Origin of the sequence: Actinomyces acetigenes (assembly GCF_031296635.1) — a bacterium.
Taxonomy (GTDB): domain Bacteria; phylum Actinomycetota; class Actinomycetes; order Actinomycetales; family Actinomycetaceae; genus Actinomyces; species Actinomyces acetigenes.
In genome coordinates this window covers 38,015-64,109 of sequence record NZ_JASPFC010000003.1, presented here as the reverse complement: position 1 = coordinate 64,109, position 26,095 = coordinate 38,015, and the positions used below count along the sequence as shown (strand labels likewise).

Sequence of the window (26,095 nt, the reverse complement as noted above, 5' to 3'; positions counted from 1 at the left end):
GCGCTGCGACATCCCTCGCCACCACCGGACGAGCGGTCCTGCACTGAGCGCGTGCCGAGGAGGAATTACTGATGTTTGAACGCTTTACCGACCGCGCCCGTCGCGTCGTCGTGCTCGCGCAGGACGAGGCGCGGGCCCTGAACCACAACTACATCGGCACCGAGCACCTCCTTCTCGGCCTCATTCACGAGGGCGAGGGGGTGGCCGCCAAGGCGCTGGAGTCCATGGATATCTCCCTGGACGCCGTGCGCAGCCAGGTCATTGAGATCATCGGCGAGGGGCAGTCCGCCCCCACCGGTCACATCCCCTTCACGCCGCGCGGCAAGAAGGTCTTCGAGCTCTCCATGCGTGAGGCCCTCCAGCTTGGCCACAACTACATCGGCACCGAGCACCTTCTGCTCGGCCTGCTGCGCGAGGGTGAGGGCGTGGCCGCCCAGGTCCTGACCAACCTCGGCGGGGACCTGTCCAGCGTGCGCCAGACCGTCATGCAGATGCTCTCCGGCTACGAGGGCAAAGAGACCGTCAACGCCGGCGGCCCCTCCAAGGAGGGCACGCCCTCGGGCAGCGCCATCCTGGACCAGTTCGGCCGCAACCTCACCGCCGCCGCCCGCGAGGGCAAGCTGGACCCGGTCATCGGCCGCAAGAAGGAGATGGAGAGGGTCATGCAGGTCCTCTCCCGGCGCACCAAGAACAACCCCGTCCTCATCGGGGAGCCGGGCGTGGGCAAGACCGCCGTCGTCGAGGGCCTGAGTCAGGCCATCGTCCACGGTGACGTCCCCGAGACCCTGCGCGACAAGCAGCTCTACTCCCTGGACATGGGCTCGCTCGTGGCCGGATCGCGCTACCGCGGTGACTTCGAGGAGCGCCTCAAGAAGGTCCTCAAGGAGGTGCGCACCCGCGGCGACATCGTCCTGTTCATCGACGAGATCCACACCCTCGTCGGTGCCGGCGCCGCCGAGGGCGCCGTCGACGCCGCCTCCATCCTCAAGCCCATGCTGGCCCGCGGCGAGCTCCAGACCATCGGGGCCACCACCCTGGACGAGTACCGCAAGATCGAGAAGGACGCCGCCCTGGAGCGCCGCTTCCAGCCGGTGACCGTCGACCAGCCCAGCATCGAGGAGACCATCGGGATCCTCACCGGCCTGCGTGACCGCTACGAGGCCTTCCACCGCATCGTCATCACCGACGAGGCCATCGAGGCCGCTGCCAAGCTCGCCGACCGTTACATCAACGACCGCTTCCTGCCGGACAAGGCCATCGACCTGGTCGACGAGGCCGGCGCCCGCCTGCGCATCCGCCGCATGACCGCCCCGCCCGAGCTGCGCGAGATCGACGAGAAGATCGCCGAGGTCAAGCGGGAGAAGGAGTCGGCCATCGACGACCAGGACTTCGAGCGCGCCGCCTCCCTGCGCGACGACGAGCGTCGCCTGGCCGACGAGCGCGCCGCCAAGGAGAAGGCCTGGAAGTCCGGCGACCTCGACCAGGTCGCCGAGGTCGACGAGGCGCTCATCGCCGAGGTCCTGGCCATGTCCACCGGCATCCCGGTGGTCAAGCTGACCGAGGCCGAGTCCGCCAAGCTCCTCAACATGGAGGCCGAGCTCCACAAGCGCATCATCGGCCAGGACAAGGCCATCGAGGCCCTGTCGAAGTCGATCCGCCGCACCCGTGCCGGCCTGAAGGACCCCAAGCGCCCCGGTGGTTCCTTCATCTTCGCCGGCCCCACGGGCGTCGGAAAGACCGAGCTGGCCAAGGCCCTGGCGGAGTTCCTGTTCGACGACGAGGACGCCCTCATCCAGCTCGACATGTCCGAGTTCGCCGAGAAGCACACGGTCTCGCGGCTCTTCGGCGCCCCTCCCGGCTACGTCGGCTACGACGAGGGCGGCCAGCTCACCGAGAAGGTGCGCCGCCGGCCCTTCTCCGTGGTCCTGTTCGACGAGGTCGAGAAGGCCCACCCGGACATCTTCAACTCCTTGCTGCAGATCCTGGAGGACGGGCACCTCTCTGACGCCCAGGGCCGCGTGGTCGACTTCAAGAACACCGTCATCATCATGACCACCAACCTCGGCTCCAAGGACATCGGCAAGTCGGTGGCCACCGGCTTCCAGTCCACCGAGTCCGGCGCCATGGACTACGAGGAGATGAAGGCCCACGTCAACCGCGAGCTCAAGCAGCAGTTCCGGCCCGAGTTCCTCAACCGCGTCGACGACCTCATCGTCTTCCCGCAGCTGACCAAGGAGGAGGTGCGCCAGATCGTCGACCTCATGATCGCGCGCCTCGACAAGCGCCTGGCCGAGCAGCAGATGACCATCGAGCTGACCGAGGCCGCCAAAGAGCTCCTGGCCGAGCGCGGCTTCGACCCGGTGCTCGGCGCCCGCCCGCTGCGCCGCGCCATCCAGCGCGACATCGAGGACGCCCTGAGCGAGAAGATCCTCTTCGGGGAGATCGAGCGGGGTCAGAAGGTCATCGTCGACGCCGAGGGCGAGTCCATCCTGGGTGAGTTCATCTTCCGCGGCGAGCCCTGGGAGCAGGGCGAGGCCGAGGTCGCCGCACTGCGTGAGGCCGAGGATGCCGCGGCCGGCGGTGGGACAGGGGCCTCCAGCCCGCTGCGCATCTCCTCGACGCCCATCAGTCGTGGCGGCGGCGCCTCACCGGCCGCCGAGCCCGGGCGCTGACCTCACCGGGTCCAGTCCCCTTATCAGTTCCATACGATGGGCCGCAACCTCACTGGGGTTGCGGCCCATCGTCGTCGCTGCACAGCGGGGCCCTCGGTCTGCAAGACGCGTTGGCGTGAACTGCAGGGGCGGCGGTGGGGCCGCCTTGCTCCCGCCTCCATTTTTCCAGGTGACTCCCATGAACTTGGACGCATGAGTGTGCGGGATGCGGTTCGCAGTTATGAATATGCACGGGACTCGGGGTCGGTGTCGCCGCAAAACATGGAAATGAAAATTGAATGAAATCTGAACGAAGCAAGAGAATGTTCTGAGAGTTTGGCCTGACTGTCTCATGTCTGTCCTCTGCCGGATACAGTGGAGTGACGATCCGTCGAAAGTCGTCCCTCTGACATGGTCGATCGGTGTCGTCACCCCGCCTTGTGCGGGGCCGTCTCAAACGTCTTTGCCCCTACTCGTCCTCACTGTCCGTACCTGTCCGCCCTCATTCAGACTGCCGCGACGCTCCTCGATCGCGGCGCCGGAATGTCCGGCTCGGATCGCCCGTGCGTGCTCACGCATTCTTGGTGCCGCTACTCCCATGACCCAACTCAGATACGAACCGCGACATTTCCACCAGCATCGTTTTCCGCGACTGCGGACCGCTAACGCTGCTGTGACCCTGAGCGTCCTCGGCGTGGTGGCGGCGGTACTGCCCTGGATCGGCTGGCCGAAGCAGGTCACTGTCGGTGTCCTGGTCCTCACCGTCCTCATCGGGCTGGGGCTGGTGACGGCGCCGCCCACCCGGGCGCTCAAGCGCGGCGGCATCGCCCCGGGTGCTCGTTGGCACTGGGGTGCGGCGATGCTCCTGGGCATGCCCCCGGCGATCCTGCTGGGTCTGAGCTTCCCCGTCGTGTCCCAGAAGATGGCTGCCAGCACGGTGAGTGGCACGGGCCTGCCGGTCATCGTCCTGAGCGTGTCGGTGGCGGTGCCCTGGCTCAGCCAGATCATCGGCACCCCCGTCTACCGGCTCCTGGGCGACTCCATCGGCCGCGGTCCGCGGGCGGTCCTGGAGCGCTACTGCTCCATCTGGCCGGCACTGTTCCTGTGGGCGCTCCTGCCCACGGCGCTGGAGATCCTCGTCGTGGCCGCCGTGACCGGCTGGAACCCGCGCGTCCTGGGCGTCCACACCGCCCTGCTCCTCCTGCACGTCATCTTCGTGCAGTCACTCATCGTCGCCGACGTCGCCGGACGACGCCGCCTGTGGTCGGTGGGCTGGCTCTGCTACGCCGTCGCGCTCGTTGCCGAGCCCACCTGGTGGTACCTGCCTCCGCTGATGGGAGCCCTCAGCCAGCTCCTGTCCATGGGGCGCTCCCTGGGTAGGATCCTGCGGCCCCGCGGGGTTGCCACCGGCATCCTCGTGCAGGACATGCTCCGCGGCGCGATCCTGGGGGGAGTGCTGTGGTCAGACAAGTTCTTCCTCTTCCTGGGCGCCGGTCGCGACTTCGACGTGGCGCTGGTCTACCTGTGCCTCCAGCCCGCCGTCGTCGCCTACTGCTACTACTTCGCGGTCACCGCGCCGCGGGTCAACACCGAGATCGCCCTGTTCCAGACGGTTCTCAAGCGTGAGGGCATGACCAGCCTGCGTGAGCGCGGGCGCACGCTGCGCCGGCTGCTGGACGCCAGCCTCATCCGCGCCTGCATCGTGGGGGCCGCCGGCGTCATCGTCGTCGTGTGCTCCATGGCGCTCATATCCTCCGAGCAGGTCCCGCTGGTCCTCGAGGTGTGCTTGTCCTCGATCCTGTTCACGGTGCTGACGCTCCTGAGCTACGAGATCGACCACATCGGAGACTCGACCACCGCCCTGCTCCTGTCCGGCATTCACGTGGCGATCGCCGCGGCCCTGCTGCTCAAGGTGGCCGACGCCGCCGCCTACCTGCCGCTGGCCGGTGTCGACCTGGTGCTGTGCGCGCTGGGGCTGCTGCTCTACCGCAAACGGTGGGCCGCACCCGAGTACTCCTTCTTCTGGGGAAAGGCCATGTCCTGGTGAGCTCGTCATCCTCCTTCCGCGCCCGCCTGGAGAGTCTCCCGCTGCGCTACTCGGCTCCCGCCGGCGGCTACGCCCCGATGCCCAGTCCCGACGACGCCCCCGGCATCGGGGACCGGGGCGAGGAGACCGGCCCCAGGATCAAGGTCGGCCCCGACGGCTACGGCGTCGTCGTCACTACTGGCGGCGCCAGTGCCCCGAGCGGCCCCTCGGCCGCCACCCCCTCCGCCGGCTCACCCACCGTCCCGCCCGCTACTGAACCGGCTGCGCAGCCGGCCGCGGCGTCGGCCTCCACTCCTGAGAACCCGGCCGCACCGATCTACGGTGTGGTCCAGGCCCCGGCGCCGGCCGGCTACGGCGTGGTCCAGCCGCGCCCCAAGAGCCCGGAGTCGGCCTCCCCGCAGAGCCCCGACGTCCTGGACTCCCCGATCTTCGGTGCCGTGAGCTCGGCGGCCTCGGGCGCCTCGGCGTCCTCGCCGGTGGAGCCGGCCGCCCCCCGCTCCGCCGCGTCACCGGCTCCCGATGACGTTGAAGCCCCTGACGCCACGGCAGCGTCGGCGCCCTCTGAGCCCTCTGAGCCTTCTGAGCCCCCGGCGCACGACGAGTCCCCGGCCCCCACGGCCATCGCCTGGGAGTCCGTGGCCTCGGCCGCCTCCGACGCCGCCGCCATCCCCCTGTCCCAGCAGACCGCCCAGGAGGAGCCTGAGGACGAGGAGACCCCCGCCGGTGGGAGCGAGCTGCCCCAGCTCCCCGAGGAGCCCGAGCCGGAGACCGATGACCAGGAGCTGCCCGACGGCGTCCCCGAGGACGGCGTGTACGTCGACGTCGACGTCGCCATCGTCATGGAGTCCACCTACCCCTATCTCAAGGGCGGGGTCTCCGCAGTGGTCCACGACATCATCACCGGCAACCCGGACCTCACCTTCGGGATCATCCACATCACCTGGGACTCCCACTCCCCGCGCAAGGACCTCTACGGCATGCCGGACAACATCGCCTGGGTGAAGGTCCTCTACCTGTCCATGGAGGAGCACCAGGAGGACTTCCTGCGCGCCCGCCCGCGCGACCTGCACATGAACCGCCGCCAGCGCCGTGAGCTGTCCCGGCGCATCCTGGGCGCCCTGCTCTCCCTGGCCCAGGACGGCCAGACCGAGCCGCTGTGGGACCTCATCAGCGAGGGCCTGAGCGCCTCACGCCGCTACCCGGTCTGGGCGATCCTGGGCACGCGCGAGTTCATGGAGGCCTACCACGACATGATGCCGGACCTGGGGATGTCGATGACCGACATCTTCTGGTGCCTGCGCGACTTCTTCTCCCTGGCCTACGCGGTCCTGGCCGAGCCGGTCCCGCGCGCCCAGGTCTACCACGCCCACACCACCGGCTACGCCATGCTGCTGGGCGTCAACGCCGCCCGCGAGCACGGCACCAAGGTGCTGCTGACCGAGCACAACCTCTACGTGCGCGACACCGTCAACACCCTCCTGGAACGCAGGCTGGACCTCAACGTCAGGCTCACCGACTACCGCACCTTCGACGTCACCGGCCGCGAGCGCATGTGGATGGCCTGGTGGCTGGAGATGGGGCGCCTGTGCTACCCCTACGCCTACGCCTCCACCTACCTCTACCCGCGGGCCATCACCGAGGCCAATGAGCTCGGCGGAGACTCCGGGCGCGCCATCGTCATCCCCAACGGCATCGTCACCTCGGAGTTCGACGCCTCCTACGCCGCGCGCCTGGCCGCCATCGAGGAGATCAAGAAGGAGGGCGCGGACAAGCACCTGTGGAAGCTGGTGTACATCGCCCGCGTCGTACCCATCAAGGGGCTGCTGGACATGATCGACTCGGTGCGCCTCATGGTGGACCGGGGCCTGAACATCCACCTGGACGTGTGCGGGCCCACCGAGCACATGCCCTCCTACTTCGAGCAGTGCCTGACCCGCATCGTCGAGCAGGGCCTGGAGAGCGTCATCACCATCCGCGGCACCGTCAAGGTCCGTGAGCTCCTGCCCGAGTTCGACCTGTTCGTCCTGCCCAGCTACAACGAGGGCCTGCCGGTCGTCTCCCTGGAGACCATGGGGGCCGGCATCCCCACAGTGAGCACCGATGTCGGCGCCGTGCGCTCCGTCGTCGAGGACATGATCGTCACCGACGACGGACAGACCTGGGACCCCTGCGGCATCATCATCGAACCAGGTGACCCCGCCGTCATGGCGGACAAGGTCCAGGAGGTCATCAGCGACGTCGACCTCTACGAGCGCCTCAGCCTCAACGCCCGCGGCCGTGTGGAGGCGGCCTACGACCTGGTCAAGGTCAACGCCTCCTACAACAAGATCTACCGTCAGGGCGGCGCCGGTGAGCAGGCCGGCGCCCGCGCCGACCGAGGAGGAGCATGAGGAGCAGCACCGGCGGCGTCGGCGCCTGGATCCGCTACGGCAACCCGCTTGAGCCCGGGGAGCTGGACTTCGCGATCGCCCACTACCGGGCGGCGATCCTCCAGCCCTGGGAGACCGAGGCGGCCGCCCGCCTCAAGGAGGCGCGACCGGACATGACGGTTCTGGCCTACCGGTGCCTGTCCTCCACACGGGACTTCGAGCCGGACTCCATGCGCGCCTCCGGGCTGTCCTACCGCGAGGCCCTCCGCCGCGGTTGGCTCGCCAGGCGTGACAACGGCGACCTGGTCGAGTGGAACACCTACCCCGGCCACTTCCAGGCCCGCGTGTGGGACCCCGACTACCGCGCCCGCTGGGTGGAGGAGGTCTGCCAGGCCACCGCTGAGACCGCCTTCGACGGCGTCATGGCGGACAACGACGTCTTCGACGACTACTACGGACTGGACCTCCCCCTGGACGGAATCGCCGACACCGCCGCCCTGCGCGCCGAGCTGAACATCTTCGTGGACCAGGCCGGTGCCGGCCTTAACGCCGTGGGCAAGATCCTCATCCCGAACGTGGCCGAGGCCCGCCGGGAACCCGGCCGCTGGGAGCGCCACTCGGCCTGGGGTGGTGGCTTCGACGAGTGCTGGCTGGGCTGGGGGGATGACAACCTCTTCGATGAGGCTACTGCCCTGGCCCAGATCCATGAGCTGCGCGGGCCGGGCCTGTCCATCGTGCGCACCCCCGACGGTGGGGGAGGCGCCTCCGCGTCCGGCTCCCGCCGCTTCCCGGGCCTCTACGGGCTGGCGGCCTTCTGGGTCTTCGGGGCGGGGGAGGGCGCCTACACGGCCACCGGCCACGACGACTACTCGCGCACTGCCTGGTTCCCCGCCCTGGACGCCGACCTGGGGCGCCCGCTGGGACGGCCCCGGAGGGCCTCGGGCGCCTGGGTGCGTGAGTTCGAGGGCGGCCTGGCCGCCGTCGTGCTCAGCGGGGAGGGGAAGGCGACGCTAGACCTGCCCGCCGGCCTGGTCCTGCCCGGCCCCACCGGGGCGCCCGACGGCGAGCCCCTGTCCACCCGCATCACCCTGCCGGGACACACCGGCCTGCTGGCGCTGCGCCCCTAAGCCCCGGGGCCGGCCGGCGATCCGGACGGCAGGGCGCTGGGATCTGAGATGCCCTTGGCTGCGGGCAGTGGGATGATCGCTCTGCGTGCCTGAGGCGCGCTCGGATTCGGCTCGCGCGAGACTCATTAGGGACTAAGGTCTTGTCAAACGTCGGCCAGGTCGGGGAGATCATGGTGCTGCTTGCTCCCCTGAGAATCCCGCCGTCCCGTACAGCGTCCTCTCAGGCTTGAAGCGCGGCGTCCGCTTCGGGCGGTGCCGGTCACCCGCAGGGCTCAGGACAAGGACGACCTATGGCACAGATCTCCCAGAACGGCGCGGTGGATCTCGCGCACAAGCCCATGATGAGTACGGGCCAGATCCTGCTGATGAACGTCGGTTTCTTCGGCATCCAGTACTCCTTCGGCATGCAGCAGAACATCATGTCGCCCATTTACCAGTTCCTCGGGGCCTCCCCCGACGAGCTGCCCATCCTCAACCTGGCCGGACCCGTCACCGGCCTGCTCATCCAGCCCCTCATCGGGGCGCTGTCGGACCGGACCTGGAGCGACAAGTGGGGCCGCCGTAAGCCCTTCTTCCTCATCGGCGCCGCCGGCTGCTCCATCTTCCTGTTCCTCATGCCCTTCGTGACCGCCGTGTGGATGGCGGTCCTGTGCCTGTGGCTGCTCGACGCCTCGAACAACACGGCCATGGAGCCCTACCGCGCCTTCATCGCCGACCGCGTGCCCGACAAGCAGCTCGCCAAGGGCTTCCTCGCCCAGTCCCTGTTCATCGGCGCCGGCTCGGCCCTGGCCGGCGGCACCCTCGCCGTCCTGGAGAAGATCCTGAAGGGCGCCACCGCCGCGGGCATCCCCTACTGGGTGTTCGGGGCCTTCATGGTGGGCTCGGTGTGCTCCATCGGCTCGGTGCTCATCTCGGTGCTCTCCACCAAGGAGCTGCCGCCCACGCCGGAGGACCTCGCCGAGCTCGAGCGCAAGAAGAGGGAGGAGGGCCCCTTCGGCTTCCTCAAGGACGTCGGCGTCGCCATTGTCGAGATGCCCCGCGGCCTGAAGAAGATGGCCCTCGTCTACCTCTTCCAGTGGTACGCCATGAACGTCTTCTGGCAGTACCTCGGGCTCATGTGCGCCATCGCCTACTTCGGCGTCGACGTCAATCAGAAGGGCTACGCCGAGACCGATGCCTTCAGTGACGCCTCGGGCTTCGCCACCGGCCTCATGGTCGTCTACTACATCGCCTGCACGATCGTGGCCCTCTTCCTGGCGCGGCTGGCCAACAAGGTCGGCCCCAAGCACGTCCACACCGCGGCCCTCTTCCTGGCCGCCATCTGCCTCTACCTGCTGACCCACATCGGCGGCCCCGACAACACGACGGTCCTCTACCTGCCGATGATCGGCATTGGTGTGGCCTGGGCCTCAATCGTGGGCATACCCTACGTTATGGCCACCGAGATGATCCGCAAGGAGCGCCGGGGCGTCTACATGGGCGTCATCAACATGATGATCGTCGTCCCCCAGCTCCTTCAGACCCTCACCTTCGGCTTCATCTACAAGAACCTGCTCGGCAACCACCCTGTCAACGCCCTGCTCTTCGTCGCAGTCTTCCTCGTCATCGCCGGCCTGCTCATCGAGTGGATCGACACCGACAAGGACGCCGACCCGAGGGTGCGCGCCGCCGCCATCGCCGCCACCGAGACTGCCGTCGCCTGATCGGGCGCATATGCGCCACATGAAAGGATGACACTTGTGACCTACAACACCATTGTTGCCGCAGTCGGCAATCTTGAGGAGAACACCCACGTCATCGATCGCGCCTGTGAGATGGCGCGACTGTGTGACGCCACCCTTCTCCTCGTGGCCGGCTACGACCCCGTCTCGCCCCGGGACAAGGCCCGCGTCGCCGACACCGCGCAGGTCGCCGATGTGCGGGTCGCCGAGACCCAGCTCACCGAGGACGAGGCCTACGCCGTCGTCGAGAAAGCGCGCGACATCGCAGTCGAGCGCGGCGTCGGCCTCGCCCAGGGCGTCGTCGTCGAGGGAACGGCGGCCTCCGCTGTAACTCTTGTCACGCTGGAGGCCGAGGCGGACCTCGTCGTCGTCGGCTCCAAGGGCGTGGACTCCCTGCTCGGTCGCATTTTCGGCGCCGTCTCCGTCCAGGTGCTGCGCAAGTCCAAGTGCGACGTCCTCGTCGTCGTGCCATAGCTGTGCCGTAGATCCCTTCGGATTCTCCTCAGGTTCTCTCCAGGCGGCTTCCATTGCATCCATCGCGATGGGCGTCCACCGGGCCCGCGTGCGGGTGGTGGGCGCCCGTCGCGCCGCCTTCACCGCCGCCACCGACATCCCGGTCTACTTCGCCGACCCCCACAGCCCCTGGCAGCGCCCCACCAACGAGAACACCAACCGCCTGATCCGCGAGTACCTCCCCAAGGGCACCAGCTTCACCGATGTCACCGACACCCAGGTCCAAGACATCCAGGACCGCCTCAACCGCCGACCCCGCATCGTCTTGAACGGACAGACCCCAACTGAGAAACTCAACGACATCATCAACGGTGCAAACACCACCTGACCCCACCGTCGATCTCGTCGTCGATCTCGTCCGAAAACGTCTATCTCGACGGGGCGCGGCGCGCTGGCGCCGATGAGTGCTGATCGAGTGGTATGAGCACTGATGAGTTTGGCCTAGGACTGAAGTCACACTAGAGTGCGGTGAGGTACGACGCGTCGCCGCGTCACGCCTGCATCAGGACGATCTGAGGCAGAGCCGAGAACGACCCGAATCAGAAAGGGGCATCGATGCCCAAGTACGTGTACCGCTTCAGCGAGGGTGACAAGGACCAGAAGGATCTCCTGGGAGGCAAGGGAGCGAACCTGGCGGAGATGACCCGCCTGGGCCTGCCCGTTCCCCCCGGCTTCACCATCACCACCGACGCCTGTCGCGCCTACCTGGCCAGCGGCGAGGTCCCCGAGGAGCTCTCGGTCCAGGTCACCACCGCTCTGCGTGGAGTCGAGGAGGAGCTGGGGCGCGAGCTCGGCGCCGCCGAGGACCCCCTGCTCGTCTCGGTGCGAAGCGGCGCCAAGTTCTCCATGCCCGGCATGATGGAGACCGTCCTCAACATCGGCCTCAACGACGTCTCCGTCAAGGGCCTGGCCGCCGCCAGCTCCGACGAGCGCTTCGCCTGGGACTCCTACCGCCGCCTCATCCAGATGTTCGGCAAGACCGTCCTGGACATCGACGGTGACCACTTCTCCGACGCCCTGGACGCCAAGAAGGACGCACGGGGCGTCTCCATGGACTATGAGCTCCCCGTGGACGCCCTCCAGGAGCTGGTGGAGGAGTACAAGGCCATCGTCAAGGAGCACGCGGGCATCGACTTCCCGCAGGACCCCCGCTCCCAGCTGGACATGGCCACCGAGGCCGTCTTCCGCTCCTGGAACACCGAGCGCGCCCACATCTACCGCCGCCGCGAGAAAATCCCCCACGACCTGGGCACCGCGGTCAACGTATGCACCATGGTGTTCGGCAACATGGGGGAGACCTCCGGCACCGGCGTGTGCTTCACCCGCGACCCCTCCACCGGGCGCACCGGCGTCTACGGCGACTACCTGGTCAACGCCCAGGGCGAGGACGTCGTCGCCGGCATCCGCAACACCCTGTCCCTGGCCGACCTCGAGCGCCTGGACAAGGCCTCCTACGACGAGCTGCGCTCCATCATGCACCGCCTGGAGACCCACTACCGCGACCTGTGCGACATCGAGTTCACCATCGAGCGCGGCAAGCTGTGGATGCTCCAGACCCGCGTGGGCAAGCGCACCGCCGCGGCCGCCTTCCGCGTGGCCACCCAGCTCGTCGACGAGAAGCTCATCACCATGGACGAGGCCCTCACGCGCGTCTCCGGCGAGCAGCTCACCCAGCTGATGTTCCCCCAGTTCGACGACGACTCCAGCCGCGACCTGCTCACCCGCGCCATGCCCGCCTCCCCGGGCGCCGCCGTGGGCTACATCGCCTTCGACAACGACGAGGCCGTCTCGCGCTCCCAGAAGGGCGACTCCGTCATCCTCGTGCGCCGCGAGACCAACCCCGACGACCTGCCCGGCATGGTCGCGGCCGCCGGCGTGCTCACGGCCCGCGGCGGCAAGACCAGCCACGCCGCCGTCGTCGCCCGCGGCATGGGCAAGACCTGCGTGTGTGGCGCCGAGGCCCTCGAGGTCGACGCCGCCGCCAAGACCCTGCGCATCGCAGGGCGCGAGGAGGTCCTCACCAGTGAGGACGTCATCGCCATCGACGGCACCACCGGCGAGGTCTTCCTCGGCGAGGTCGGCGTCGTCGACTCCCCGGTCATGACCTACCTGCGACGCGGCCTGGACGAGGCTCTCAACGCGGCCGGCGACGACGACACCCGCGAGCTCGTCACCGCCGTGGACCGCCTCATGGTCCACGCCGACGAGGTCCGCCGCCTCCAGGTGCGCGCCAACGCCGACACCCCCGACGACGCCCGCCACGCCATCCACCGCGGCGCCCAGGGCGTGGGCCTGTGCCGCACCGAGCACATGTTCCTGGGCGAGCGCAAGCAGCTCGTCCAGAACCTCATCCTGGCCTCCACCGACGCCGAGCGCGAGGCCGCCCTGGCCGCCCTCCTGCCGCTGCAGAAGGGCGACTTCATCCAGATGTTCGAGACGATGAACGGCAAGCCCATGACGGTGCGCCTCATCGACCCGCCGCTGCACGAGTTCCTGCCGGACCTGACTGAGCTGAGCATCAAGGTGGCCGTCGACCGTGAGCGCGGCGAGCTGGACCCGGCCGACGAGGAGCTCCTGGCCGTGGTGCGCAAGAGCCACGAGGCCAACCCGATGCTCGGCCTGCGTGGGGTCCGCCTGCTGCTGACCATGCCGGGACTCATCGAGCTCCAGGTGCGCGCCATCGCCGAGGCCGCCGTCGAGCGCCTCAAGGCCGGCGGCGACCCGCACCCCGAGATCATGATCCCGCTCATCGGGTCGGTGCGTGAGCTCCAGCTGGCGCGCGAGCGCGTGGAGCACGTGCTGCAGGAGGTCTCCCAGGCCTCCGGCTACGCGCTCGACTTCCCGGTGGGCTGCATGATCGAGCTGCCGCGCGCGGCCGTCACCGCCGCCCACATCGCCGAGGAGGCCGACTTCTTCTCCTTCGGCACCAACGACCTGACCCAGACCACGTGGGGCTTCTCGCGCGACGACGTCGAGGGCTCCTTCGTGGGCCGCTACATCGACGACGGCATCTTCGGGGTCTCCCCCTTCGAGACCGTCGACGTCGACGGCGTGGGCGGCATGGTGCGCCTGGGTGTCGAGGGCGGCCGGTCCACCAAGCCGACGATGAAGATGGGCGTGTGCGGTGAGCACGGCGGGGACCCCGAGTCCATCGGCTTCTTCCACCGGGTGGGTCTGGACTACGTCTCCTGCTCGCCCTTCCGGGTGCCGGTGGCCCGCCTGGAGGCCGGGCGCGCCGCCGTTAAGGACAAGGCTGAGTAGCCGGGTAACCGGGTAGCGAGGTCCGCGGACCAACAGCGTTGTGGGGGCCGGGCTGGGATCAGGAGGCCGGCGACGGCGAGGCGATACCCAGGCGCCCGCCCAGCCAGTCGACCTGGTCGGCCAGCGCCGGCCCCCACACGGCCCAGGTGTGGGCGCCGTCGTACTGGCGGGTGCTCACGGTCATTCCGGACTTCGTGGCGGCCTCGGTCAGGACGGGCACGGCCCCGCGGTAGCCCTTGTCCTGGCGGCCCACCGACAAGATGCCGGCGATGCCGTCGTAGCGGCCGGGTGGGGCGGCGGACATCAGGGAGATCGGATCGTTGGCCTCGTAGGCGGCACGGTCCCCGCCGAAGCCCTCGGAGATGGTGCGCTCCACGCTGCCCAGCGTGGGGTGCTCCTCGGCACTGATAGCCAGGAAGGTGCGGTAGACGCCCGGTGAGCGGGTGACGACCTGCATCGCGCAGGTGCCTCCGTTGGACAGGCCTGCCACCGCCCAGTGGGCGGGGTCGTCGTCGACCTGCAGGTTCGCCCTGATCCAGGCCGGGACGTCCTTCTCCAGGTAGGTGGCCACCTTGCCGCCGGCCTCGGTGTCGGAGCACAGGGGATTGGCGTACGGGCTGCCCAGGAGGTCGGCGACGACGACCACCGGGGCCAGGCCGTGGTGGTTGGCCGCGTAGGCGTCCATCGTGTCCTTCAGGTTCCCCAGCTCGAACCAGTCCGACGGGCTTCCCGGCTGCCCGGTGAGCAGGACGAGGACTGGCAGGGCCGGGCGCTGTGAGCTCAGGTAGGCCGGCGGCAGGTAGATGAAGGCCCCTCGCGGCGTGAAGCCCTTCGTCCCGGACTGGTCGCCGGCCGGGATGTCGGCGGTGACCGCCTCACCGCGGGCGGGCATGTCCGACGGCGGCCTCCAGGTCTCCTCCAGCGTCCCGCGGCCGCGCACGGGTGCCGGCGACTGGGCCGCGGCGCCCTGCAGACGGTTGAGTGGTGTGGTCGCCACCCCGTAGCCCAGGACCGATGCCAGGGTCGGGTAGGAGGCGAAGAAGGCGTTGATCGCCAGCAGCGAGGAGGCCACCACGGCTACGAGGCTGGAGGCGGACTCCGTGGCGCGTACCAGGCGGCGGTTGCGTGAATGCACCGCCTGGTGACGCCCCTCGGTGCGGTTACCGGTGACCAGCTGGGCGATAACGAGACCGATGACTCCCACCCAGGTCCACACGAACCAGCCGACGCCGTCGGCGATGGGATGCCAGATGACGTCCACGACCAGCCAGGAGGTCACCGCGCTGGCCGCTGCGGCGCCGGGTACGACGAGCTGGCGAGACCAGGGCAGGTAGCGGGTGCGCCGCCACCACAGCCAGGCGATGACTACCGCGGCAACGACCGCGCAGGCCGCCCCCAGCCAGGGCTGGAGGATGTGGACGGCCTTGAGAGCGCCCACGACGCCGCCCGAGGCCTGCACGTCAGCGGTGCTGCCGGCAGTGTTGACGGCAGTGGCGGCGTCGGCGGTGGGCGCACCAGCACCGCCGACCTCAGTCACGGTTCATCAGCACCTGGGCGAAGCGCGCCGTCTGAGAGGGCTTGAGACCGGGCAGGTAGGCCCGGGCGATGGCGATGCCCACAGTGGGCAGGTCCACCAGATCGGGAACCGCCAGGTACATGGGCACTGAGCGCGGCTTGAACTTGCGCTTGTAGGCGTGCAGGGAGCTGAATCCGTAGGCCGGCTCCAGCACGGAGGCCAGCAGGTTCAGGAGCGGGTCGAAGCGTGAGGAGGATCCTCCGTCGGCTGGTGCGGAGCGGGACAGCGGCGCCCCGGACAGGGACAGGATCTCCAGGCCCTCGGCCTGAGCGTCCTGGGCGGCGCGCCCGATGAGGTACTCCATGACGGGGCGGAAACCACCCTCGCGGCGTCGCATGAAGTCCAGGGTCAGGCCGATGACGCGCCCGTCGCGGTAGACCGGCAGCCAGGAGGTGACGCCCTGGACGGTGCCGTCGGCGTCAATGGCCAGCAGCAGGCGAGTCTCGGCGTCGTCAAGCTCGGCCAGGCCACCCAGGGTGAAGCCCATCTCCGGCAACGGCTTGTCACTGGCCCAGGCCTGGGAGATGGCCCGGATCTGGTCGCGCCGGCCGGCCGGGCAGTCGCGGAAAGTGGTCCACACCGCCTCAACGCCCTCCTTGTTGGCGTGGTTGAAGGCAGTGCGCACGTCCTGGTAGGCCTTGCCACGGAAGGCCAGGTCCGGCAGGTCCAGGACGGCCTCCTCGGCCACCTGCAGGATCGTCCAGCCCATGGCGCGAGCGGCCTCCATCGCCGGGGCGTGCACCGTGTACAGGGCCGGGATGAGTCCGGCGTCGGTGGCGAAGTCGGCGAAGTCGCGCACCGCCTGGGCCACGTCGGCGTCGTCGGCGGCGGGGTCCCCGACCGTCAGGGCGACGTCGCGGCTGGGCCGGTAGGAGAAACCGGCCGTGCCCGCCTCATTGACCCAGGCCTCGTTGCCCTGCCAGGTGAGCATCCACCCCAGGGTCCCGGCGCCGCGGCTGCGCACCAGGTCGACGAGCTCCTCGCGGTCGGAGACCCGGGTGCGGGCGGGAGCGGACTGGGCCAGCCACACCCACAGGATCGTCAGGAGCCACACCAGGACCGGCACCCACGCGGTGAGTAGGTAGGCCAGGGGCGTCAGGGGCGCGACGATCAGGCTCATGATGCCGCCGGTGCTGATGGGCAGCAGGTAGGACACGTAGGTCTCCAGCAGGGCGGGCCAGGTCGCGTAGGGGGAGAAGTCATGAGACATGAGCAGGCCCCCGGCGACGGTCAGGACCGCCCCACCCAGGAGGGTCAGGATCCAGGCGACGACGGCGCGGCGGATGACGCCCGGGCGCGACCCCAGGGTGAAGCGCCTCCTGGTCCACACCACCAGGCTGATGACCACGATGTTGAGCAGCAGCGGCACCAGCAGGTGCCCCGAGCGCAGCCAGCTGTGCAGGAGCTGGGTCGTGGTAGGACCGGACTCGGGCAGCTGCTCGCCGATCTTCTCCACCAGGGCGAACAGGGCCGCGCACACTCCCAGGAAAAACTGCAGGGCGATGGTGCCGTAGGCCGCTGATCGACGCCCGCGGCGCAGGCCGTCGGCCAGGACCAGCTGCAGGAGCGCCGGCATGCACATCAGGAGCTGCTCGACGGGGTAGATGACGGCGTCCTTGGGCAGGATGGCGGGGGTCAGCCCGTAGCGGGCGTCGGCCAAGGGGCCGGCGGCGTTACTCACTACCGCCAGGGCGCAGCTCACGGCCCAGCAGGCCACCAGGAAGGCCACGAGCTCGCGCTCCGCACGTCGGGGCAGCTCCTGGGAGGGGGCCGTCTGCTGCCCGCGTTCCAGGACGATTCCCATGATGAGGCCGATGACGCCGGCTCCCAGACGGGCCAGCGCGCCCACGGTTCCGGTCACGGCGGCCGAGACGACGAGAACGGCGAAGGTCACCAGGCGCGTGCGCCGTCGCCAGGACGGGCGCATGACGCTGGTGGAGGCCGCCACCAGGCCGGCAGTGGGCAGGCTGATGCCCTGGATCGGGGGGTGGACGAGGTAGGGGGACCAGGCCTCCCACACGCGGCCGATAAGGGGGTAGAGCGCCTGGGCCAGGACGATGCCCCCGGCGCAGGAGACGGCGGCGGTGGCCAGCCACCGCCGCGTGCCCAGGAGTCGCTCCAGCAGCACGCCGACGGACAGCAGCATGAGGCTTCCGGTCACCGGCAGCAGGTGGCCGGGGACCGCCCAGGCGGTCAGCAGGGTCCACACCCGCTGGGGCTGGTCAATGTAGGCGGACAGGGCGATCTGCCCTCGGGGCCCCCAGGGCAGCAGGGCGATGCTGATGACCAGGGTCAGCACGGCGCAGGTGGCCGCGGCCGGCGCCGGGGCCAGCCAGGTGCGCGTGGCCTGCCAGGCTCGGTGCGCGTAGGCGCTCAGGTGCGAGGGCCGCGATGCGGGGGCCGCTGGCGAGGACGACGGCGATGGGGCAAAGGAGGGCGCCGGGGAGGGCGCGAGCTCGGGTGCGTCCGGGGGAGTCGTGGTGGACGAGTCCGACGGCATGAACGCTCCTCAGGCGGTAGGTGATGGGAGGCTAGTGGTGCGAAAGGGGTGGAGGGGCTCCCCGTCGGGAGCCGACCAGCCGACATTCTTATCCACTTCCCGGCCATCCTCATCCACCTCGAGGCGGATGCGACCATGAGACCGGTCTCTCCAAGATTCAGGGACAACCCTAGGAGATAACCTCGATCTAGGTGTGCTGCCGCAGTTTTCTCACTGTGCGCGGACTGATGTGATGGGGTGGCGGCCCACTGCTCGTTGCCGTCATGAGATAGTCTGCCGTGTGCTGGCGGTCGTGACAGGATGGCTGGGTACTGTGTTCGTGGGTGACTCGACTGTGAGCTGTCCACGTGCGTGCTCACCTGTGCTGGGGGCCATCGCGGAGCAGGACGACGAGGAAAGGCGGCCCCATCCATGGCCATGTACGAGCTCGACGGCAACCACCTCCTGCCCGTGCGCCTGGGTCGCTCCGCTGACGCCATCACCCTGTCTCACAGTCTGGTCGCCATCCAGCGTCAGATCGTCGACGTCCTGCGTCGTCCGCTCTTCCCCCTGTCATGGGAGGAGCTCGAGACCGGAGCGAGCCTGACCGCCCTGGACGCCACCGGGCAGGTCGTCGTCGTCGAGGTCCTGGAGAGAATCGACTCCACGGGGCTGCTGGCCGCCATGTCGCGCCTGACCCAGGCCGCCACCGCGGGCCGCCGCGAGATCGCCAGCAGGTACGCCGGCGGGCTGGGGGCCTTCAGCCAGGACTGGAACGAGTTCCGCGAGGCAATGCCCGCCCAGGCCGAGGCCGGACCGCGGCTGACGATCCTGAGCGCCTCCCTGGAGCCTGACGTCGTCGGAGGGCTGGGAGTACTGGCCTCCTCCGGGCTGGAGATCCACGAGGTGGACGTGCGCATCGTGGACGAGTCTCGCATCGTCGTCGTGGTGGAGAAGATCTCCGGGCTGGATGTGGCCGCCGGGGGACCGCTGCTCGTGGCCCGTGCGCCCCGCCCGGCCCTGGCCGGTTCCGCCTCCGCCGGTTCGAGTGGCTCGCGGGCCGTTGACGCCACTGAGCAGGCCGAGCACATGAGCCCGGTCACCGGCCCCATCGAGATCGTCATCCCCACCGAGCCGGCGCACGGCCCCGACGCTGAGGGCGCTGATGACACCGGCGCCGCCATTCCGGCGGGAGCCTTCGCCGCAACGGGTGCTGCCGACGCGCTCTCCGAGCTGTTCGAGCCGGTGGCCGTCACCGCCGAGCAGCCCCAGGTACATGCCCCCTCCGCCCAGGGCGGGGACGAGGCCCAGCCCGAGGATTCCGCCGAGGCCGACGCCGTCCAGCCTGCCGGACAGGCCGCGCCCGAACCGGATGAAGACGCCGCCGAGCCCCCTGCCGACGACGCCCACGTCTCCACCCCCGCGCAGGACCCGACCCAGGACGCCGCTGACGCCGCCCCCGATGACACCACGACCGATGCCGTCCGCGGTGCCGAGGCCGAGCACGAGGCCACGGCGAGCCGGCCCGAGCCGGGCCCGGAGAGCTCCGAGGATGCTCCTCAGGCTCCCGCCGCGTCCGAGCCCGCGGACCGCCCCGGCGACCCCGACCACGACCCCGGCGACGAGCCCTCTGCCGACGACGTCGGCCACCCGGGCCACCCCGACTCCACCGATGACCCCAGCGCCGGGCAGCGGGCCATCGCCGCCCTGGCCGGAGGCGTGGACATCCTCGGCGGGAGCAGCCTGTCCGGGGGGAGCGGCTCAGCGGCGTCGGCCGGCTCGGCGCCTTCTTCCGTTCCGCTCGCCGCCGATGAGACGCGCGATACCGCAGGAGCCCCGCAGATCGGCGATGCCCCGAGCCAGCCCGGTTCGCGCACCCGCATGGGGCGGCGCTCGCGGGCGGCGCGCTCTCAGGCGGAGGCCTCCTCGGCTGCGCCGGCCGCGCAGTTAGACGCCTCGCGCGTCTCCTCCGGCGGCGGGCACTCGGTGCGGGCCGCGCAGGCCTGGTCCACCGTCGCCCCCAGCGAGTCCCGCCCGGAGGCGCCCACCGGCGCGGTGCCGCTTGTGTCCTGGGAGCCGCTGCGCGGGTCGGCCGATGCGCTTGACCCGGTGGCCGAGGCGCTGGGCGGGGATCCCTCGAAGTCCCTCCAGGTCCAGGAGACCGCGGAGCTGGCGGCCGTGGCGGCCTCGTTGGGCGAACCGACCCAGCTCGTCTGGCAGCGGCTGCGTCGAGGCATCTACCACGAGGCGATCCTGTCGGTGGAGGGCGTCATCACCCTGTCCGACGGGCGCTCCTTCACCGACCCGACGTCGGCCGCCAACGCCGCCCAGGCAGTCACCGACGCCGACGGCTGGCGCGTGTGGCGCGTGGGGGTGCACGGCCCTCACCTGGGGGACCTGCGCGACAACCTGGCCGACCGCAGCTTCTGAGGCCCTTGGCCTGGGCCGCTGGCCGTCGTCGGACCGGGTCAGCGCAGCACGTAGGCGGACATCCAGCGGCGCAGGGCGGAGAAGACCTGCTCACGCACGGGCGGCTCGGACAGGGTGAGGTCGTGGACCCCGCCGGGGAAACGGGCGATGGTCACCAGCTTGCCGAGCATGACGGCGCGGCGGGCGGTGGCGTCGGCGTCGATGATCGTGTCCGCGCTCCTGGACTCCGGCATCCACGTCACTCCGAGCCGGGTGGAGGCCGCGCCCATGGACAGCACCGGGCAGCGGATATCCAGGCCCTGGGCGACGCGGTTGTGACCTTCCATGACGGCCTGGAGCCAGCCGACACGCACGGGCGCGGAGGGTTTGATCGACCAGGCGGGGTTGATGTTCCAGCCGGTCACGTAGGGGTCGTCGGCCCAGGCGGGATCGGGCAGCTCGCCGTCGCGCTCGGGGACCCAGCCGTCGGTGATGGAGAAGACGCGCGCCGGGTCGACCCAGCCGTCCAGGATCGACATGTGCGGGTCGCGCAGCGCCAGGGTGCGCAGCACCGGATCGCCGACGGTGCGCACGAGCTCGGAGCCCTGGAGTGAGAGCCAGGCGGAGTTGAGGACCAGGGCGCGCAGGGCCCCCGGGTGGCGGTCGGCCCACAGGGAGGCGATGAGTCCGCCGGTGGAGTGACCCGACAGGACGACCTCGGTCTCCCAGCCCTGGTCGGTGCGAATGGCGGACAGGGCCAGGCCCAGGTCCTCGTCGTAGTCGGTCAGCGAGGTGCACCAGCCCAGCATCTGGCCCTCGCGCCAGGAACGGCCGTAGCGGCGCAGGTCCAGGGCGTAGAAGGCCCCGCCCAGGCGGGAGATCTCGCGGGCCAGGTGGGTCTGGAAGAAGTAGTCGTTCCAGCCGTGCAGGTAGAGGTAGATGAAGGTGGGGGTGGTGGGGGTGCCCGGCAGGGCGCCGGGGTCGAGGGCCGGCAGGTGGCGCACCAGGGTGGCGACGGCGCCGTCGTCCTCGTCGTCGGGCAGCAGCTCCAGGGTGCGGGCCTCGAAGCCCGGGCCCAGGAAGTCCGGCCCCCAGGCGTCCGCCGGTGCGTGCTCGGTCGTTGCGTTCACGACCCCATGATGGCACCGCTCTCCGGACGGGGGCTCCACGACGCCTCTCTCACTCACCAACCAAAACTTCACAATCGACCCGGAGCCGCGTCGTTTCTGAAGTTTCTGTCGAAGTGAGGTGGGTGGGGTGTATCTGCGGCGGCATCAGTGGTGGGAGGGCTCCTCGGCGGACCGCTGACGAAACGGGTCTCAGCATCGACCCTGACGACCGCCTTCGGCATCCTCCTCCCGGGCGTCTGCGCCGTGACCGCCTACGACCTCCTGACCGCCTGAACGAGTTGTTGGCGCTGCCGGGATGTTTGAGCCGCCTGGGGTCTTTGAGATTCTGTCACGTCGATGGGCAGATTTCCTCCGACAGCCTCCAGGTATCGCCGGATGGTGCTGCTCTTCAAGTCCTCAAATTCGCCGCACTCGATTTTTGATATCTGACGCTGTCTGACGCCGATTCGATCTGCTAACTGTGCCTGAGTGAGGCCAGCCTGCTTGCGCAGTTCGCGCAAACGATATGCGCGGATCTTGGCAAGCATCCGCTTCTTATGGGCGTCAACCTGTTCTCTGTCTACCGGATGTACTTCCAAGAACTCTGCAATCGTCATGGGCATGGTGTCTACTCTCCTCTCAGGTTTTGTAAGTGCTTGTCGAACAAATCGTCGGCTATGGGTATGTTCCGCTTGTACCAACGGGTCCAATTTCCGGATTTATCTCCAGCAATCAACAGGATTGCCTGCCGTTTTGGGTCGAAGGCGAATAGGATTCGAAGCTCGGATCTCCCTGTTGATCCTGGTCTCAGCTCTTTCATGTTCTTGTGGCGAGAGGCCTTGATGGTGTCCACCAGCGGGCGACCGAGCCGAGGTCCTTGTTCCTCCAGCAGCTCGATGGCCGCGACGACCTGCTCCTGCGAGCCGCTGTCCAGTGACGTCAGCCAACCTGCGATGAGCTCGATGTCGACGCTCCACACCTTGACATGGTAGCACCTGTAGGGTCTAAGCGAGTGTGCCGAGTCCCGCCGCAAGACGTCTATGGTGTCGGTATTCGTTGCGACCTCGGCGGTGGGAGGGCTCCTCGGCGGACCGCTGACGAAACGGGCCTCAGCGTCGACCCTGACGACCGCCTTCGGCATCCTCCTCCTGGGCGTGTGCGCCGTCACCGCCTACGACCTTCTGACCTCCTGAGCCAGGGATGGGAGGTCGCCCACCGAGCCTGCGGTGACCGTGGATACGGCGCTGCGGCTCGGCACGTACTTCGGGGTATCCGCGCAGTTCTGACTGAACCTGCAGACCCAATATGACCTTGACGTGGCGGAGGACCGTCTTTCGATGCAGATCGATGCCATCACTCCGCTGCGGTTGGCCTGAGGCTCGACACGCCGTACAAGTTGGTCAGCCGGCCGAGATGCGTGGCAGCATCGGTGGCATGAGCAGGGGAACAGTGCCTGAGCAGACCAGCACCTATGATGTCGTCGTGATCGGTGGCGGGCCGGCGGGGGAGAACGTCGCCCAGTACGCCATCAAGGGCACCGACCTGACCGCGGTCCTCGTTGAGGGCGAGCTCCTGGGCGGCGAGTGCTCCTACTACGCCTGCATGCCCAGCAAGGCGTTCCTCGTGCCTATCGAGGTCGCGGCGGCGTCCGCCAACCTCAGCGGCCTGCGCCCGGCCGAACTGTCCGTGCTCGATCTGCTCAAGCGTCGTGACGAGTGGGTTTCCCGCTACAACGACGCTGGTCAGGTGCGCTGGGCCGAGGGTGCCGGCCTCGACGTCGTTCGCGGATGGGCTCGCCTCGACGGCGAACGGCGCGTCGCCGTGAGAACCGCTGAGGGGGAGCGGGTCCTTCGCGCCCGCCGCGCTGTCGTTCTCGCCACTGGCGCGCAGCCCGTCATGCCTGCTGCGTTCCAAGGCCTTGAGGCCTGGGACTCGCGTGACGCCACCGGCGTGCAGGAGATCCCGCAGCATCTCATCGTCGTCGGTGGCGGGGTCGTCGCCTGCGAGGCCGCCACGTGGATGTCCGCCCTGGGCTGCGATGTCACCATGCTGGTGCGTGGTCCCCGCCTCCTGTCGGCTGCGGAGTTCTTCGCCTCCCGACTCATCGAGGAGGCTCTCACTGCCCGCGGTGTCACCGTCATGACGGATGCCCGGGTGACTGCCGCCGAGCGGTCCCAGGCCAGTGACACCGGGCTCGGTCGTATCCATGGCGGCTCTGTCACGGTCACCTGTGCCGGTCGAACCATCGAGGCCGATGAGATTCTGGTCGCCACCGGCCGTCGCCCTCTACTGACCGGCATAGGGCTGGAGACCGTCGGCCTGGAGCCCGACGACGTCCTGGCCGGTCGCCTGCCCGACTGGCTCTACGCCGTCGGCGACGCCAGTGGTGAGGCCCAGTTGACCCACATAGGCAAGTACCGAGCACGCGTTGTAGGGGAGAGGATCGCCGCCCATGCGGCGGGCTGCGAGTCCGAACCAGTGCCCGAGAGCATCCCGGTCCCGCAAGTCGTCTTCACCGATCCCCAGCTCGCCTCCAGCGGCCTGACCGAGCAGAGGGCCCGGGCCCTCGACCACGACGTCGTCACCGCCCAGGTCGGTTACACCTCGGCTGCTGGAGCTGCCCTCCTGCGCGACGATGCCCACGGTGAGGCCAAGCTCGTCGTCGACCGGCAGACGGGGGCCGTGCTGGGAGCCACCTTCGTGGGCCCTGGTGCGGGTGAGCTCATCCACGCCGCCACCATCGCTATCACTGCGGGCGTCCCCGTCCATCGGCTGCGTCACGCCGTGCCCGCCTACCCCACCGCCAGTGAGATATGGCTGCGCCTCATCGAATCCCTCCCGAGCGAGTTGCTCCACCCGAAGAGGTGATATGCGGCGGCGCCACGTGGCGTCCATGGGAAGCGGATGAGAGGTCTTCAGCGATATCAGCCTGGAGCAGCCTCGCCTTGAGTGGCACCAGTCTGAGAGACTGGGCGCATGCGAATCGCCATCGGTGCCCCGGGCAATGGAACCCTCCTGAAGGACGCTCTTGAGGAACGACTGGCCGGGGACGGGCGCGTGAGCGGCGTCGTCGACCTGTCCACACCGGACATCACCTACCCGGAGGTCTCCTTCCAGGTCGCCCGGGCAGTCGCCGAGGGACGGGTCGACCGTGGGCTTCTCATCTGCGGCACCGGCGTGGGAACGGCCATCGCCGCGAACAAGGTGCCCGGGGTGCGCGCAGCAACCGCGCACGACCTGCTCACCGTGCGCGGCTCGGTGGAGAACTACGACGCCCAGATCCTGTGCATGGGACAGAACGTCATCGCGGCCCCGGCCGCCTGGGCGCTCATTGACATCTGGCTCGACCTGCGCCACGACCCCACCAGCAGCTACGGCCCTAAGGTTGGTGAGATCGCCGCCTACGAGGCGCGCCTCCACTCCTGACGGCGGCCCCGCGCGAGCCGCCTAACGAGGTGTGGGCCGCGCCGGAACTGCGCGCGCCGGTGCGGAGACTCTGGTGTCGAAGCGTGTGCTGGCCAGGCGGCGCTCGGCCCAGGTGATGGTGTCCAGCACCGCGCGGGCCGTGTACGCGCGGCGCCCTGCGCCGATCGACTCCGTCGTGAGGATCCCGGCAGCCCGGAGCGTCTCAAGTCCTCGCGTCGCCGCAGTGCGCGAGACCCCGTAGACCTGCGACGCCGTCGAGATGGTCAGGACTGGGGTAGCGGGTAGTCCCTCAAGGATGCGCGACGTCGCCGAGTCGCTGCGCGGGCGGCGACCGGTGCCCTCCCGACTGGCCCACGCCTCAAGCGCGCTTGCCCAGTCGGAGCGCACGTCGTCGAGCTCGGAAGAGATCTGTTCCGCCTGGTCACAGGCCAGTATGACCGCTTCAAGGAAGAAGGCGATCCATGCGTGCTGGCCGGGGGAGGTTTCAGCCTCATCAGCGGCGTCCTCTCCCCGATAGGCGGAGAGCGCCTCGACATACCGATGACTCAGCGTCGACAGGACCAGGCTCGTCGGCAGCACCATGCCGGGAAGCAGCCCCCGGCGAGTCAGTACCGTGTGGATGAGTGCTCGGCCCACGCGGCCGTTACCGTCCGTGAACGGGTGAATCGTCTCGAACTGCGCGTGGACGAGTGCCGCCTGAATGAGCGGAGCATGCGTGGCGCCGTTGAGGTACCGCAACAGGTCCTCGATCAGACCAGGAACCAGATCCGGTGGAGGCGGCACGAAGTCCGCCTCAATGGGGTGATACGAGGATCCCCCCAGCCAGTTCTGAACCGTTCGGATTCCATGATGCTCCGGTGAATCGGGTAGGAGGCTGCGATGCAGGGCCAGTAGCCGGTCAACGTCCACCGGCGCCGTGTCATTCAGCTCTTCAACGGCCGCGCGAACCAGCGTCACGTTGTTGGCGACGGTGCGTGCCTGGGTGCTGAGCCCCTTGACCTCCTCATGCTGGCCGAGCTCCGCCAGCGCGACCTTGTGGGCCGATGGCGCGATCCCCTCGATCCGCGATGAGGCGATCGCCTCGCTGCGCAGGAGAAACCTCGAGACGGCAGTCATGGCGGGAGAAATGGTGAGCGTACGAACTCGCTGCTCGGCCTGGGCCGCCAGCGCCTCGATGTCAGGACTGAGCCTCAGACCGGAGCCGATGAGTGGATCCGGCACGTAAGCCCGGTACTCGCCTGAGCGGCGGTCACGACGGCTCAGCCCGGTGCTGTGCGGGTTATCCCAGTGACCAATGATCCACTGCCCCACTCATCCTCCTTAGCGTGTCATGTCCGAGGTCTCGATGACACTTTAAGTCGTAAGGTGTCACAAACGGCTTGCTTGTGCAACGTTGGTGGCCGGTTT

Annotated in this window: 18 protein-coding genes; 12 read left to right on the top strand and 6 right to left on the bottom strand. The window is 69.1% G+C overall.

Annotation, left to right across the window (positions count from 1 at the left end; genetic code table 11):
- Window positions 1–71: 71 nt before the first annotated feature.
- The 8 genes from RIV14_RS01935 (at window position 72) to ppdK (ending at window position 13,689) form a co-directional block, all read left to right on the top strand.
- Window positions 72–2,672, top strand: a complete 2,601-nt coding sequence (locus tag RIV14_RS01935; protein WP_075373286.1) for an ATP-dependent Clp protease ATP-binding subunit — start codon at window positions 72–74, stop codon at window positions 2,670–2,672.
- A gap of 652 nt (window positions 2,673–3,324) precedes the next feature.
- Window positions 3,325–4,698: a hypothetical protein gene (locus RIV14_RS01930; protein WP_309324794.1), complete on the top strand. Its 1,374-nt coding sequence runs from the start codon at window positions 3,325–3,327 to the stop codon at window positions 4,696–4,698.
- Window positions 4,695–7,088 (top strand): GT4 family glycosyltransferase PelF, encoded by a 2,394-nt coding sequence (gene pelF, locus RIV14_RS01925; RefSeq protein ID WP_075373284.1) that lies wholly within the window; start codon window positions 4,695–4,697, stop codon window positions 7,086–7,088. Before RIV14_RS01930 ends, pelF begins: the two co-directional genes overlap by 4 nt.
- Window positions 7,085–8,194 carry a putative glycoside hydrolase gene (locus RIV14_RS01920; protein ID WP_075373283.1) on the top strand — a complete coding sequence of 370 codons (1,110 nt, stop codon included), beginning with the start codon at window positions 7,085–7,087 and terminating at the stop codon, window positions 8,192–8,194. The genes pelF and RIV14_RS01920 overlap by 4 nt, the downstream gene beginning before the upstream one ends.
- Before the next feature lie 290 nt (window positions 8,195–8,484).
- On the top strand, window positions 8,485–9,897 hold the full coding sequence (locus tag RIV14_RS01915) for an MFS transporter (RefSeq protein ID WP_075373282.1): 1,413 nt from the start codon (window positions 8,485–8,487) through the stop codon (window positions 9,895–9,897).
- 36 nt (window positions 9,898–9,933) lie between these two features.
- Window positions 9,934–10,389 (top strand): universal stress protein, encoded by a 456-nt coding sequence (locus RIV14_RS01910; protein ID WP_075373281.1) that lies wholly within the window; start codon window positions 9,934–9,936, stop codon window positions 10,387–10,389.
- Window positions 10,390–10,456: 67 nt separating this feature from the next.
- Window positions 10,457–10,756 carry an IS30 family transposase gene (locus tag RIV14_RS01905; protein WP_081379520.1) on the top strand — a complete coding sequence of 100 codons (300 nt, stop codon included), beginning with the start codon at window positions 10,457–10,459 and terminating at the stop codon, window positions 10,754–10,756.
- Window positions 10,757–10,983: 227 nt separating this feature from the next.
- Entirely contained in the window at window positions 10,984–13,689 is a 2,706-nt protein-coding gene (gene ppdK, locus RIV14_RS01900; RefSeq protein WP_075373280.1) for a pyruvate, phosphate dikinase, read from the top strand.
- 58 nt (window positions 13,690–13,747) lie between these two features.
- On the opposite strand, the gene RIV14_RS01895 is transcribed toward ppdK, so the two are convergent.
- Together RIV14_RS01895 and RIV14_RS01890 are read right to left on the bottom strand one after the other, a co-directional pair.
- Window positions 13,748–15,226, bottom strand: coding sequence for an alpha/beta hydrolase (locus RIV14_RS01895; protein WP_075373279.1), 1,479 nt, complete (start codon window positions 15,224–15,226; stop codon window positions 13,748–13,750).
- Window positions 15,219–17,765: a bifunctional lysylphosphatidylglycerol flippase/synthetase MprF gene (locus RIV14_RS01890; protein ID WP_075373278.1), complete on the bottom strand. Its 2,547-nt coding sequence runs from the start codon at window positions 17,763–17,765 to the stop codon at window positions 15,219–15,221. Before RIV14_RS01890 ends, RIV14_RS01895 begins: the two co-directional genes overlap by 8 nt.
- A gap of 411 nt (window positions 17,766–18,176) precedes the next feature.
- On the opposite strand from RIV14_RS01890, the gene RIV14_RS01885 reads away from it, so the two are divergent.
- The gene (locus tag RIV14_RS01885; RefSeq protein WP_075373277.1) at window positions 18,177–20,174 is read left to right on the top strand and encodes a restriction system modified-DNA reader domain-containing protein; all 1,998 of its coding nucleotides are present in this window, start codon (window positions 18,177–18,179) and stop codon (window positions 20,172–20,174) included.
- Between the two features lie 38 nt (window positions 20,175–20,212).
- Here RIV14_RS01885 and RIV14_RS01880 read toward each other — a convergent pair whose 3' ends face one another.
- From RIV14_RS01880 to RIV14_RS01870, 3 genes are all read right to left on the bottom strand, one after another.
- Window positions 20,213–21,283 carry an alpha/beta hydrolase gene (locus RIV14_RS01880; RefSeq protein WP_075373276.1) on the bottom strand — a complete coding sequence of 357 codons (1,071 nt, stop codon included), beginning with the start codon at window positions 21,281–21,283 and terminating at the stop codon, window positions 20,213–20,215.
- A gap of 251 nt (window positions 21,284–21,534) precedes the next feature.
- Window positions 21,535–21,885 (bottom strand): helix-turn-helix domain-containing protein, encoded by a 351-nt coding sequence (locus RIV14_RS01875; protein ID WP_075373275.1) that lies wholly within the window; start codon window positions 21,883–21,885, stop codon window positions 21,535–21,537.
- Window positions 21,886–21,890: 5 nt separating this feature from the next.
- Window positions 21,891–22,241 carry a type II toxin-antitoxin system RelE/ParE family toxin gene (locus RIV14_RS01870; RefSeq protein WP_075373274.1) on the bottom strand — a complete coding sequence of 117 codons (351 nt, stop codon included), beginning with the start codon at window positions 22,239–22,241 and terminating at the stop codon, window positions 21,891–21,893.
- Window positions 22,242–22,305: 64 nt separating this feature from the next.
- Here RIV14_RS01870 and RIV14_RS01865 point away from each other — a divergent pair, with 64 nt between their 5' ends.
- From RIV14_RS01865 to RIV14_RS01855, 3 genes are all read left to right on the top strand, one after another.
- A complete protein-coding gene (locus tag RIV14_RS01865) occupies window positions 22,306–22,455 on the top strand; it encodes a hypothetical protein (protein WP_178387903.1) in 150 nt (49 codons plus the stop codon).
- Between the two features lie 241 nt (window positions 22,456–22,696).
- Window positions 22,697–24,130: a dihydrolipoyl dehydrogenase family protein gene (locus RIV14_RS01860; protein WP_256699350.1), complete on the top strand. Its 1,434-nt coding sequence runs from the start codon at window positions 22,697–22,699 to the stop codon at window positions 24,128–24,130.
- A 108-nt stretch (window positions 24,131–24,238) separates the two neighbouring features.
- Window positions 24,239–24,688 carry an RpiB/LacA/LacB family sugar-phosphate isomerase gene (locus RIV14_RS01855; RefSeq protein ID WP_075373272.1) on the top strand — a complete coding sequence of 150 codons (450 nt, stop codon included), beginning with the start codon at window positions 24,239–24,241 and terminating at the stop codon, window positions 24,686–24,688.
- Between the two features lie 21 nt (window positions 24,689–24,709).
- Here RIV14_RS01855 and RIV14_RS01850 read toward each other — a convergent pair whose 3' ends face one another.
- Window positions 24,710–25,999 carry a Fic family protein gene (locus RIV14_RS01850; RefSeq protein ID WP_275531691.1) on the bottom strand — a complete coding sequence of 430 codons (1,290 nt, stop codon included), beginning with the start codon at window positions 25,997–25,999 and terminating at the stop codon, window positions 24,710–24,712.
- Window positions 26,000–26,095 lie beyond the last annotated feature (96 nt).